15 protein-coding genes are annotated in these 12093 nt (G+C 67.4%); 11 read left to right on the top strand and 4 right to left on the bottom strand.

The window, feature by feature from the left end:
* Positions 1-10: 10 nt before the first annotated feature.
* Positions 11-601: an SOS response-associated peptidase gene (locus GGR45_RS02515; RefSeq protein WP_013039028.1), complete on the bottom strand. Its 591-nt coding sequence runs from the start codon at positions 599-601 to the stop codon at positions 11-13.
* 59 nt (positions 602-660) lie between these two features.
* On the opposite strand from GGR45_RS02515, the gene GGR45_RS02510 reads away from it, so the two are divergent.
* Positions 661-1161 carry an SOS response-associated peptidase family protein gene (locus GGR45_RS02510; RefSeq protein ID WP_013039029.1) on the top strand — a complete coding sequence of 167 codons (501 nt, stop codon included), beginning with the start codon at positions 661-663 and terminating at the stop codon, positions 1159-1161.
* Positions 1162-1225: 64 nt separating this feature from the next.
* Here the strand turns inward: GGR45_RS02510 and GGR45_RS02505 are convergent, their stop codons facing one another.
* Positions 1226-3085, bottom strand: coding sequence for a bifunctional diguanylate cyclase/phosphodiesterase (locus tag GGR45_RS02505; protein ID WP_021223369.1), 1860 nt, complete (start codon positions 3083-3085; stop codon positions 1226-1228).
* A gap of 311 nt (positions 3086-3396) precedes the next feature.
* Here GGR45_RS02505 and GGR45_RS02500 point away from each other — a divergent pair, with 311 nt between their 5' ends.
* Genes GGR45_RS02500 through GGR45_RS02490 form a run of 3 tightly spaced genes read left to right on the top strand, consistent with a single transcriptional unit; the run spans position 3397 to position 5473 of the window.
* Positions 3397-4344, top strand: coding sequence for an ArdC family protein (locus GGR45_RS02500; protein ID WP_175313942.1), 948 nt, complete (start codon positions 3397-3399; stop codon positions 4342-4344).
* Positions 4341-4712, top strand: a complete 372-nt coding sequence (locus GGR45_RS02495) for a DUF2958 domain-containing protein (RefSeq protein WP_013041750.1) — start codon at positions 4341-4343, stop codon at positions 4710-4712. Before GGR45_RS02500 ends, GGR45_RS02495 begins: the two co-directional genes overlap by 4 nt.
* The gene (locus GGR45_RS02490; protein ID WP_013041749.1) at positions 4709-5473 is read left to right on the top strand and encodes a hypothetical protein; all 765 of its coding nucleotides are present in this window, start codon (positions 4709-4711) and stop codon (positions 5471-5473) included. Before GGR45_RS02495 ends, GGR45_RS02490 begins: the two co-directional genes overlap by 4 nt.
* Before the next feature lie 71 nt (positions 5474-5544).
* Here the strand turns inward: GGR45_RS02490 and GGR45_RS02485 are convergent, their stop codons facing one another.
* Complete coding sequence (locus tag GGR45_RS02485) at positions 5545-5835, bottom strand: hypothetical protein (RefSeq protein ID WP_013041748.1); 291 nt, start codon at positions 5833-5835, stop codon at positions 5545-5547.
* Between the two features lie 294 nt (positions 5836-6129).
* On the opposite strand from GGR45_RS02485, the gene GGR45_RS02480 reads away from it, so the two are divergent.
* The 6 genes from GGR45_RS02480 to GGR45_RS02455 all read left to right on the top strand — a co-directional run bounded on the left by GGR45_RS02480 (position 6130) and on the right by GGR45_RS02455 (position 10417).
* Complete coding sequence (locus tag GGR45_RS02480; protein ID WP_013041746.1) at positions 6130-8262, top strand: ParB/RepB/Spo0J family partition protein; 2133 nt, start codon at positions 6130-6132, stop codon at positions 8260-8262.
* A 56-nt stretch (positions 8263-8318) separates the two neighbouring features.
* A complete protein-coding gene (locus GGR45_RS02475) occupies positions 8319-8540 on the top strand; it encodes a hypothetical protein (RefSeq protein ID WP_013041745.1) in 222 nt (73 codons plus the stop codon).
* A gap of 69 nt (positions 8541-8609) precedes the next feature.
* Positions 8610-9023, top strand: a complete 414-nt coding sequence (locus tag GGR45_RS02470) for a hypothetical protein (RefSeq protein WP_013041744.1) — start codon at positions 8610-8612, stop codon at positions 9021-9023.
* Positions 9020-9292, top strand: a complete 273-nt coding sequence (locus tag GGR45_RS02465; RefSeq protein ID WP_013041743.1) for a hypothetical protein — start codon at positions 9020-9022, stop codon at positions 9290-9292. Before GGR45_RS02470 ends, GGR45_RS02465 begins: the two co-directional genes overlap by 4 nt.
* 71 nt (positions 9293-9363) lie before the next feature.
* On the top strand, positions 9364-9780 hold the full coding sequence (locus tag GGR45_RS02460) for a hypothetical protein (RefSeq protein WP_013041742.1): 417 nt from the start codon (positions 9364-9366) through the stop codon (positions 9778-9780).
* On the top strand, positions 9773-10417 hold the full coding sequence (locus GGR45_RS02455) for a hypothetical protein (RefSeq protein ID WP_013041741.1): 645 nt from the start codon (positions 9773-9775) through the stop codon (positions 10415-10417). The genes GGR45_RS02460 and GGR45_RS02455 overlap by 8 nt, the downstream gene beginning before the upstream one ends.
* 6 nt (positions 10418-10423) lie before the next feature.
* On the opposite strand, the gene GGR45_RS02450 is transcribed toward GGR45_RS02455, so the two are convergent.
* On the bottom strand, positions 10424-10783 hold the full coding sequence (locus tag GGR45_RS02450) for a hypothetical protein (protein ID WP_013041740.1): 360 nt from the start codon (positions 10781-10783) through the stop codon (positions 10424-10426).
* A gap of 237 nt (positions 10784-11020) precedes the next feature.
* On the opposite strand from GGR45_RS02450, the gene GGR45_RS02445 reads away from it, so the two are divergent.
* Positions 11021-12013, top strand: coding sequence for an adenine nucleotide alpha hydrolase family protein (locus GGR45_RS02445; RefSeq protein WP_217498125.1), 993 nt, complete (start codon positions 11021-11023; stop codon positions 12011-12013).
* The last annotated feature ends 80 nt before the right edge of the window (positions 12014-12093 follow it).

Genomic DNA, 12093 nt, shown 5'->3' with positions numbered 1-12093 from the left:
ACGCGCCGCATCAGCCGACCTGTTCGACCAACAACGACCCCGCCGGCAGCGGGCGGATGAGCGACTGCGCCGGCACGGAAGGGTTCAGCCAGCCGGTCCAGGCATCGCGCTCGAGGATGACGATCTGCCGGTCGTGATAGGGCGCGATGTCGGGCCCGGGCTCCATCGTCAGCATGGTGAAGGCCTCACCAACCTCCTTCGTCTCGCGCCAGATGCCCCCAATGCAGAAGATCGGCTCGTCGCGCTTGGTGAAGAGCCACTTGTCCTTCCGCTTCTTACCCTTCTCGGCCGCGTCGGTGAACTCGTAGAAACCATCGGCCACGATGAGGCAGCGGTTCGACCCGAAAGCGCGCCCCTCCGACCGAAAATTATACACCGGGCGCTTGTTCTGCCCGGGCCAGCTCCATCGCCGTTGCACGAGGTCGCCTTCGCCGCGCACGCCCTCGATGGTGCGGACGATCGCCCCGACATCGGTGATCTTGATGTCGTCGCGCGCCGCGATGTTCGGCGCGCCTTCGCCGAAGCGGATCTTGATCTTCAGATCGGCGAAGTCCTCTACGATCGAGGCGACGTCCACCGTCAGACGGTAATCATTGCACATCGCTCCTCCGTCCCGATCGCCATTGTCTCGCGACCCCGTTCTTGTTATGTTCGAAGACTATGAGCGCGACGGCCTTCGACTCCGACGCATCGCTCGACGAACGCCGCGTGATCATAAGGCGCGGCGGCGGCGATGTTGAGATGGTGAAGCTGCCGTGGGGTCTTCAGCCCCGCGAGATCGGCGGCCGTCCATTCACCGTCCTGCGCGCCGAGGACCGGACCTTCCCGAGCCATCGTTGCCTGGTGCCGGCGTCGGAATTCTGCCATCGCAGCGGCGGCAAGCACTACAGCTTCGCACTCGCGAACGGCGAATGGTTCTATTTCGCCGGCATATGGCGTCCGGCAACGCGCGACTGGCCGGACGCTTATGCGATCCTGACGATCGGCGCGAATGCGGACGTCGAGCCCTATCACGATCGGCAGATGGCAGTGCTCCGACGAGATCAGCGCATGGCATGGCTCGATCTGACCTGCCCGGAAGCGGAGCTGCTCCGTCCCTTGCCGGCGGGGAGCTTCCGCGTTTCCCGCCTGCGCGAGGCCCGGGCCGCGCTTGCGTTCTGAAACCCTGAAAGCCGTTTGACCGAATGTCCGGTTTTGCGCAGCGCCGGCCGCCCGCCCGGCCTGGTCAGCCCGCGGCTGTCCGACGCCGGGCGGGCGCCGCCGCGTCCGGCTCGCGAAGCATGCCCTTCCGGCCGGCGTAAAGCGGAGTGACGCCCGCAATCCCGGCGGCGTGCCGGCGCAGCAATGCGGCGGTCGCGTCGCGGTCTGTCGCCCGGGCGAACGCAAATCCCTGGCCGAGCATGCAGCCCATCGACCAAAGCTGGCTCGCCTGCACCTCGGTCTCGATCCCCTCGGCGATCACCATGATCTCCAACCGGCGGGCGATTTTGATCAGCCCCTCGACGATGACGATGCTCGGATCGTCCGGCCAGAGCCGCTCGACGAAGCTGCGGTCGATCTTGATGATATCGACCGGAACATTCAGCACATGCGTCAGCGACGCGTGTCCCGTCCCGAAGTCATCGAGGGCGACCCGGACGCCCGTGGCGCGCAGACGCTCGATCTCGCGCGCCACGACGCCGTCACGCCGGCCGATATAGACGTCCTCGCTCACCTCCACCACGAGCTGGTCGAGCGGGACGCCAACAGGGCCGAACGCACGTTCGAGCTTCTTCGAAATGCTTCCGGTGTAGAAGTCCGCCGAGGAGACGTTCAAGCCGACGTGCCCGACCCGCAGGCCCTGGTCCCGCCACCGGACCATGTCGCCGGCGATCATCGCGGCCATATGCTCGGTCAGCTCGGCCGCGATGTGAGCGTCCGCCGTTGCCTCATGAAATTCGTGCGCCGCAATCAGCGTCCCGTCCCGCCCTCGCATGCGGCACAGGGCTTCGAGGCCGACAATCTCCCCCGTGTCCAGCCCGACGATCGGCTGGTAGTGGGCCTCGATACGACCGTCACCAAGCGCCGCGGCCACATCGCGGATCGCATCGCGGCGGTGCGTGATCCGCGTCCCGATGCCGGGCCAGTACCGCACAAATCCGCCCCTGCCAGTCTCCTTGGCATGATAGAGCGCGAAGTCCGCCGCCTCGCTCACCGCCGCGGCCGTCGACTCCGAGGGACCGAACACTGCGCCGCCAATCGTCGCCTGGGGCACCACCATATGGCCCTCGCAAGGCGCGGCGAGCTCGAGCCCGCGGAAGATCCGACGCGCCGCCGCGTCGAGGTCCGACAGCAAGGCGGGCGCCTGGACCAGAACGGCGAACTCGTCGCCGCCGATCCGGAACGTCACGTCCGGCGCGACGGCGCGGGCAATGCGAGCCGCAGCGACCTGAATCAGCCTGTCGCCTGCAAGGTGCCCGAAGGTGTCGTTCACGATCTTCAGATTGTCCAGATCGATCATGAACAGGGCCCAGATGCCGGGCTCGTCGCAGGGCATGCACTCCAGCGCAGCGTTGAACGCCGCCCGGTTGGGAAGACCGGTCAGAACATCGACATTCGCCCGTCGCTCCCGGTCGACCACACGTTCATGGCGCCGTAGCGCCATGCCGCAGAGATCCAGGGCCGTGCTGATGACCCCCATCTCCGCCTCGCGCGGACCGCGGTGCTCGCGGAAATAAAGGGCGAGCACGCCGATCGGATCGCCGCTCTCGGAGATGATCGGGTAGGACCAACAGGCCTTCAGGCCGGCGACGAGCGCGTGATCCTTGTATCTGGCCCATCGGGGATCCGCGGCGATATCGGCGATGCCGACCGTCTTGCGCATATAGGCGGCCGTGCCGCAGGACCCAACCTCCGGCCCGATCATCACGCCATCGATCGCAAGCGCATAGGCGTCGGGCAAACTCGGTGTCGCCAGCGGATGAAGCAGCCCGGCGGGGTCCACCGTCATCAGCGTACAGACCACGTCCGGCAGAAGCGCCTCGATCTCCAGGCATAGCTGACGGGCCGTCTCCTCGAGCGAGACGCCATTGGCGATCAGACGCAATATTCGGTTTTCAACCTGCAGCAATGGCAACTCGACCGCCCATCGGTGACGGTGTCCGATTGGGGAAACACGTCTCTGCCGGCCATTCTAGTCCTTCAAACTGAAGGCCATCTTTTCATAATTGCTAAATTTGGAATTAAGCATGCTTGAGAGGGGAACGCGTTCCCCTGCGTCCGAGCCCCGGGTCTCGGCCGACCCCTTCTGCGGGGAGACCCCGCAACGCCCCCGAGAGGGAGAGTGCGGACCGGCTTTGCCGTGACGGGTTGGAGGTCGAGAGAGAGGCTCTCGGTCGCCCGTCGCGGAGATCCGCGATGTCCAGAAAGACCGCACCCGCTCGCGCCGGCCAGGACCGGACGAGCCTTTACGACGAAATCACCGGCAAGATCATCGCCGAGCTGGAGGCGGGGCGCGTCCCCTGGGTCCAGCCATGGGGAACGGCGGCGGCGAAGGCGCCGCTCGCCATGCCGCGGAACGCCGCGACGGACCGGCACTATTCAGGGATCAATGTGCTGATCCTGTGGGGCGCCGTCATCGAGCACGGCTTCCCTGGTCAGAGTTGGCTGACGTTCCGCCAAGCCCTCGCGCTCGGCGGCAATGTTCGCAAGGGCGAGCGCGGCACGACCGTCGTCTATGCGGACCGCTTCGTGCCGGACGACGAAAAGCGCCGGGCCCGCGAGACGGGTGAGGAAGCCCAGGCCATTCCGTTCCTCAAGCGCTTCACCGTCTTCAACGCCGCACAATGTGAGAACCTGCCGGAGGATGTCGCGTTCGTCGCGCCGCCGCCGCCCGGCCTCATCGAGCCGCGGGTCGAAGCGCTGATCCGCGCGACCGGCATCGACTTCCGCATCGGCGGCAACCGCGCCTTCTATGTGCCGGCGCTCGACTATGTGCAGGTTCCGCCGCCGCAGGCCTATTTCGAGCCCATCAACTGGCACCGCACGGCGCTCCACGAGCTGGGCCACGCCAGCGGCCACCCCTCGCGGCTCAACCGCGACTTCTCCGGCTCCTTCGGCACCAAGAAATACGCGTTCGAGGAACTGGTCGCCGAAATGAACGCCGCCTTCTGCTGCGCCTCGATCGGCATCGTGCCGACCGTCAGGCATGCCGACTATATCGGCTCCTGGCTGGAGGTGCTGCGCGAGGACAATCGCGCCATTGTCCGCGCCGCCAGCCAGGCGAGCAAGGCGGCCGACTGGCTGCTCGCCTTCCTGCCCGCGGACGACCAGGCCGCACCTTCGACCGACAGGAGGGCGGCATGATCCTCCTCACTTCCGAGCTGCGCCAGCGCCTGCTGGCGAACGGCCGGCAGGCGGACGCCGACCCTATGCCCGTGGTCAAGTTCTTCAACCCGCTGGGCGAAGGCGTCTGGCTCGCCACCGAACTCGACGCCGACGGCGACACCCTGTTCGGTCTCGCCGATCTTGGCGAGCCTGAGCTCGGGTCGTTCAGCCTGTCGGAACTCGCGGCGGTGCGCCTGCCGTTCGGCCTCGGCATCGAGCGCGACATCCTGTTCGAGGGCCTGTTCCCGATCTCGGCCTGGGCCGAGGCGGCGCGCAGGACCGGGAGCATTCGAGCCGCCGAGCGCGTGCTTCATGCGGTTCATCACGCCAGCCGGGAGGACGTATGATGCGCTTCCGTCGCTGGCCGCGCCCAACCGCCTATCGGGAGACGCCGCGCAAACGCGCGGCGCTCCTCCGCAAGCAGCGCCGCGAGCGCGACGCCCTGCCGCTCTTCGCCGACGCGATCGCCGCCGGCCAGCGCGATGTCGACGAGGAGATGGCCCGCCGTCATGTCTGGTGGATCGACCGCGAGCATGAACAGCGCCGTCAACGCGCGGCTCGCTGGCGCGAGGCCCGGGCCAGGCTCTTCGCGCTGCCCGCTCCGCTCCGGCGCAAGGTTCGCGCCCTGTGGCGTACCTGCCCGTACCCCGCCGACCCCGCGAGTTTCGCGGACTTTCTCCATCAGATCGCCATCGGCCGTCTCGATCCCGATCGCCCGCCATGGCTCTTTCATCAACAGACCCAGGCGCGGATCACCGCCAATCCCGCCACTTTCGAGGAGGCTTTTCGCCAGATCGGACGAAAGTCGGTCGGCGGCGGGCCGAAGACGACCCCGGCCGACGAGCTGCTCTTCTGCGGCAATCTCGGCTCCGGCATCCTCTTCCTGACGTCGCGGGTACGCCTGATCGATCCGAACGAGAGCTTCTACACCTCGTCCAATCATCGCCTGCGCGACTCCCATGTCGGTCGGGCCGGCCACTGGGTCGACATCGAGGTGCGCGGGGATTGCTCCGAAGCGGATCTTTCTTTGATCCGGCGGCTCGCGCAGGCGGCCGACACGCGTCCCGTCATCGTCCGACGCGTCAATCCGCTCTGCGGACGGGTTTGAATAGCGGCAGGACCCGGGAGGCCGGAGAGACGCAATGACGTCTTTCCGGCTTAGCGCCTGCGCGCCAGTCCCTACAGGCTCTCCTTCCTGATTGCCGCCCAGACCGCCAGGATATCGCCTTCGAGATCGTCGTCCTTTCCGACGACGACGCTGAACACGCCGAGCATATCGGCGAACTCGCCGACCTGAAGATGGCCGCGCGCCTGGAGCGCGGTGAGCAGCAGCGTCAACGCCTTGCCCTGGGCGCAAATGAGCGCGCGATCGGCGCTCGATACGCGATGCCGTCGTGGCCGCCATCCCGCGAAGTTCCTGATCCAACCCCAGGGCGCTGAGCGCCGCTCCTCGGCAATGGCCGTCTTCATGACATCTCCCGCGACCCGCCTGCGCTACGGCCCGGCCGGCCTGTGGTGACGCGACGACCATCCTGCTCGATACGTCCCACCACCCTCGTGCTGAAAGGCGCCCGCCCAATGCCGGCGCCCACGGCGACTATTATAGTCGCCCTTGCCCTATGCCACAGGACGTCCGGCGGCGATATCTTCTGCCGGATCACGGTCGCCGCGCCGGCAGAAGAGAGGCAGAGGAGGGCCGGGATTTCGTGACGGGTTGGAGGTTGAGAGAGAGTCTCTCGACCGCCCGTCGCGGAGTAAATCCCGATGGCTACTACTGTTCAGAAGATCATCCTGTCGCCGGCGCGCGACATTCCCTTCAACAAGCTGGTGCTGAGCCAGAGGAACGTCCGGCGCGTGAAGGCCGGCGTTTCGATCGACGACCTGGCGGTCTCGATCGCCCGTCGCGGCCTCATCCAGAGCCTCAGCGTCCGCCCCGTGGTGGATCAGGAGGGCAAGGAGACCGGCTTGTTCGAGGTGCCGGCCGGCGGTCGCCGGTTTCGGGCTCTCGAGCTGCTGGTGAAGCAGAAGCGGCTCGCCAAGACGGCCCTCGTGCCGTGCGTCGTCCGCCCCGCCGGCGATCCCATCCTCGATGAGGAAGTGTCCCTCATCGAGAACACCGATCGCGAGCCGCTGCATCCGCTAGACGAATTCCGCGCCTTTCAGGACATGCGCCTCAAGGGCACGCCCGAGGAGGACATCGCGGCCGCCCATCGCGTGACCGTGCAGGTCGTCAAGCAGCGCCTGCGCCTGGCCGCGGTCTCGCCGACTCTGCTCGACGTCTATGCCGACGACGGCATGACGCTGGAGCAGCTCATGGCGTTCACCGTCACCGACAATCACGCCCGCCAGGAACAGGTCTGGGAGGCGATCAGCAAGAGCTGGTCGAAGGAGCCCTATCAGATCCGGCGCATGCTGAACGAGACCACCGTGCGGGCCTCGGACAAGCGCGCCCTGTTCGTCGGCGTCGCCGCCTATGAGGCCGCAGGCGGATGCATCGTCCGCGACCTGTTCCAGGCCGATGACGGCGGCTGGCTGCAGGACGCGGCGCTTCTCGATCGCCTGGTGGCCGAAAAGCTCAAGGCCGAGGCCGAGACGATCGCGGCCGAGGGCTGGAAGTGGATCGAGGTGGCCGTCAGCTTCCCCTATGGCCACGACCACGGGCTGCGCGAGCTGGCCGGCGAGACGATCGATCTGACCGACGAGGAGCGCGCGTCGCGCGAGGCTCTGCGCGACGAATATGATCGGCTCGAATCCGAATATGCGGAAGCCGACGAACTGCCGGACGAGATCGATCAGCGGCTCGGCGAGATCGAACAGGCGCTCGACGCCTTCGAGCAGCGTCCGGTGATCTACGATCCCGCCGAGATCGCCCGCGCGGGCGTCTTCATCAGCATCGACGCCGACGGATCGCTCGCGGTGGACTGCGGCTATGTCCGTCCCGAGGACGAGGCTCCGGCGGAGCCCGAAGGCGACGATGCCCCGGCCGCGTCCGGCGCGGCCAACGACCCGGCGTCGCCGGCCGTGCAGCGCGCCGTCATCACCATCGGCGGACAGTCGGCCGAGCCCGACGACGACGAGGAGGACGCGATCAAGCCGCTCCACGAGCGCCTGATCGTCGAGCTGACGGCGTCTCGGACGCTCGCGTTGCGCAACGCGGTGGCGGACAATCCGCACATCGCCATGACGGCGCTGCTCCACAAGCTCGTCTCCGACAGGTTCATGACGCGCATGTATAACGGCGCCCTGGAGGCGTCGGTGAGGGATATCTACTTCCCCGTTCAGGATACCGACCTGAAGGACAGCCCCTCCGCGCGCGCGGTGCAAGACCGTCACGATGCCTGGGCCGCCGACGTTCCGAAGGACGACGAAGCCCTCTGGGACTGGCTCGCCAGCCTCGACGACGCCAGCCGCATGGCGCTCCTGGCGCATTGCGTCAGCTTTGGCGTGAATGCGCTCTACGAGCGGCCGAACCCGCACAGCTCCAGCGGCGTCTCGCAGCACACGCTCGACATGCGGCTCGCGCAGGCCGACCGTCTGGCGCGCGCGACCGGGCTCGACATGGTGGACGTCGGCTGGCGCCCTACGGTCGACAACTATCTCGGGCGCGTCACCAAGCCCCGCATCCTGCAGGCGGTGCGCGAGGGCGCCGGCGAGCAGGCCGCGCAGCTCATCGATCACCTCAAGAAGGGCGACATGGCCAAGGAGGCCGAGCGGTTGCTGGCGGATGCCGGCTGGCTGCCCGAGCCGCTCCGCCTGCTCGACGCCGAACTCGCCGCCGATAGCGAGGCTGGGCACGACGAGGGCGCCGCGTTGCCGGCATTCCTCAACGGCGACGACGAGGACGAGGTCTCGACCGACGCGGACGACGAGGAACGCCACCTCGCCGCCGCCGAGTGACGGACCAGCGGGGCGGCTTCGGCCGCTCCGCATCTCCCTGGCCGAAGGACCGAACCATGGATCAGCCCGATTCCACGACGCCCCGCCGCGTCGTCTTCCAGTATCTCGTACCCGTCCACGTCGAAGTCGAAGACGGCCTCGTCTGCCGGGTGACTGTCATCGACGAAACGCCTGTCCGCGATCCGATCGCGGTCGACGGCGACGCCGTCTATCTCGCCGAGGCCGTTCGCGCCGCCGATGACGGTCAAGCTTGGCCGTCCTGGCGGTTCGGCTACTAGCCGTCGCCACCGCCATGCGACCCACGAGCCCGGCCCCGTGCCGGGCTCCTTTCGTTTCAGGAGATCAGCATGCCCAGCTTCACCATCGAAACCAGCTACCGGATTCCCGTCTATCGGCAGCGTCGCTACGCCGCGAACAGCCTCGCCGAAGCCTGCCGCCTTGCCATCGAGGACGACGACTGGGAGGGTTCCAGGGAAGACTTTGAATGCGCCGGCGAGACCCATGTCACCGGCGCCTGGCCCGGCGCGGTCGATCCCTACAGCGTGCCGTTGCTGCCTATTCCGAGCCAGTTCGATGAAACCGTCCAGCGCAAGGCCGACCACTTCGCCGAGCTGCTCGCGCAGCTTTCCTCGGTCGCTCAGCCTACGGGCCTCTCCGCCCATGACTTCGGGCGCTGGCTGCCGGCGGCGCAGTCCGCCGTCCGCAAGGCCAATGCGATCGTCGCTGGTGCGCGCGATCCCGACGCGGGAGGCCCGTCATGAGCGACTACATCGTCAAGATCGGCTTCTGGCTTCGCGCCTATGACACGCTGACCGTCCAGGCCGCGAGCGACGCGGAAGCGATCGAGAAGGCCAAGACGGCGGCCGCCGTCGTCGTGGAGTCGACGGCCTCTCCAGACCACATCGATACCGACGAGCGCCGGGAAGGCGTCATCGCCTTCATCGACCGCTGCACGGGCGACGGCCGAGAAACCGTGATCGAGGACATCGAGTTCGACGACGACCGGATCCACAGGCCGCCCGCCGCCTGATCCTCACCCATCGACCCGCAACTCCGAAGCCCGGCCATCGCGCCGGGCACTTGCGTTTCAAGGAGCCTGACATGGCCGATTACTTCACTCATTTCTCGTGCCTGCTCGACGTCGGCACGCCCGACAACGCCGCCCGTGCGCTTGACCTCTACAACGCGCTCTCCGAGGAGGGAGCATCGGAGGAGCCGCCCTCCGACGGCTTCCTCCTTTCCATCGAACCGGAGCATGGGGGCACCCAGCTCTGGATGCGCGACGACATGACGGGGGACCCCGAGCGGCTGATCCAGTTCGTCAGGCGCTGCGCCGCCGCCTTCGGCCTCACGGGGCTATGGGGCTTTCAATACGCCAACACCTGCTCGCGCCCGCGCGTCAACGCCTTCGGCGGTGGCGCGCACGTCCTCGATCTCGCGACCGGCGCCACGTTCGCATGGACCTATACCAATGGCTGGCTCGCCGAAGTGCTCGACGGAGGCGATCCCGATGCCTGAAATCGTCGAAACCACCGTCTATCGCCTCGACGAGCTTTCGGACGCGGCGAAGGAAAGGGCCCGCGCCTGGTATCGCGAGGCCGGCATCGACCACGACTGGTTCGAGTTCGTGTTCGACGATTTCGAGCGCATCTGCGCCATCCTCGGCGTCGAGCTGCGCACGGTGCCGGTGCGCCTCTACGGCGGCGGCACGCGGCAGCAGCCGTGCATCTACTTCTCCGGCTTCTGGAACCAGGGCGACGGCGCCTGCTTCGAGGGCCGCTACCATCACGCCAGAGGCGCCGCGCGCCGCATCCGCGACCACGCGCCCGACGACGCGGACCTTCACCGCATCGCCGATGCGCTTCAGGCGGTTCAGCGCCGCAACTTCTATCAGCTCCGCGTGAGCATCACGCACCGAGACCGCTACTATCACGAATATTGCATGGCGATCGCGGTCGAGCGCGACAGCCCGACCTGGCAGGACATGACGGCGGACGCCGAGGACCTCGTGATCGAGCCGCTGCGCGATCTCGCGCGCTGGCTCTATCGCCAGCTCGAACGCGAATATAACTATCTGACCTCGGATGAGGTGATCGATGAAGCGATCCTCGCCAATGGCTACACCTTCACCGGCAGCGGGCGCCGGTTCGGATAGCCGGCCCTACCAGACCGCCACCTCCCACTGACCGTTCACGCGGGCGAAGCCGATCGGCCGATTCTGCGGCGTCGCGTTGGGACGGGTCGGGTCCATCACGAGCTGCGTCATGCAGGTCACCCCGGGGCCGACACCGCCCGGAGAACAGTCCCCCAGCTTCAGCGTCGCGTTCGCCAGCGAGGTACCCGTGAAGAGGCGATGACGCCGCACGGCGGCGGTCGCCTCTTCCTCGGTCGGCTGCGCCACGCCGGCCGCCGCTGCCGGCGATGCCGCGACGGGTGACAGCACCGGCCGGAGCGCGAAGCCCGCGCCGAATCCGATCACCAGGCACACCGCCCCCGTGATGCCGATTGCGCTGCCTTTCATATCGCCTCCCGATCTCCAGCCTGCGGGACCAGCTCGCATGCGGCGAGCCGCCCCCGTTTCTTTTCCTGGCGAAGTCTAGCGTTCCCACCTCGCCGCCGAAAGGCTGCGCGGCGAGCCGGGCTCCGCGAACGCCAGAGCGAGAGGATCGGCGGGGAGGCGTTGAGCCCGCCCGTCGAGAGAGCGAGGAGCCGGCTCGCCCTCCCACCGCTCTCCCTTCCGGAGCCGCACATGCCACTTATGCTCGACCAACGCCGTCGGCTGCGCGCTGCGCTCGCCGACCGCCTGCTTGCCGTCTGTTATGGCGCCGGCGTCGACTCAACCGCCATGCTCATCGCGTTGAAGCTCGCCGGGCTGCGCCCGCACATCATCACCTTCGCCGACACCTCCGCGGAAAAGCCCCCGACGCTCGATCATCTCGATCGGATGGACGCCGTGCTCGCGCGCTGGTCCTGGCCGGCCATCGTTCGTTGCCGGAAGCAAACTCTTCCTGGCACCGCCTATGGCGATCTCTATGGCAATTGCCTGGCCAATGAGACCCTCCCATCGCTGGCCTTCGGGCTGAAGTCCTGCTCGATCAAGTGGAAGCAGAAGCCTCAGGACCAGGCCATCAAAGGCGCCGCATCGGGCCCGAACGCGGCCGAGCCGCACTCGATCTGGCTGGAAGCCGCTCGCCGCGGCGCGCGGATCGTAAAGCTCATCGGTTATGATTGCGGGCGCGCCGATCTGCGGCGGTCACGACGCCTGTCAGCCGCGGATGCGGATTTCGACTACGCCTATCCGCTCCAGATGCTCGGATGGGATCGCCCAGACTGCATCCGCGTCATTGCCGAGACGCTTGGCGCGCACATGGTGCCGATCAAGTCGGCCTGCTTCTTCTGCCCAGCATCGAAGATTTGGGAGCTCTACTGGCTGGCCGCCCATTATCCCGATCTTCTCGAGCGTGCCCTCGTCCTGGAGCGCAACGCGCTGACAGGACGGCATAGCCGCTTCAGCGAGGTGCAGTTCGGGGCCTCCTGGGAAGATCTCGTCCGCTCGGCCGATCGCTTCCCCAGCACCGCGACCACGGTCGGCCTCGGCCGGAGTTTCGCCTGGAACCAATGGGTGCGCGTCAACGATGTCGTGGACGCCTCATTTCGCGTCAAACGCGGCGCTGAGGATCGACGTCGGTTCCTCGCGATGGCCGATCACCTTCAAGACCACGGCAACGCTCTCGACGCCCGCGCGGCATGACGCGGTCCGCCGGCATCGAGCCCCATCCGTCAGGGCAAGGCCGCGCCGGAGGGCACCAAGTCAGAGTGAGAGGATGGCCG

It is taken from the genome of Sphingomonas zeae (genome assembly GCF_014197135.1).
Taxonomy (GTDB): domain Bacteria; phylum Pseudomonadota; class Alphaproteobacteria; order Sphingomonadales; family Sphingomonadaceae; genus Sphingomonas; species Sphingomonas zeae.
The sequence above is the reverse complement of the archived record's forward strand: the minus strand, read 5'-3'. Positions and strand labels throughout refer to the sequence as shown.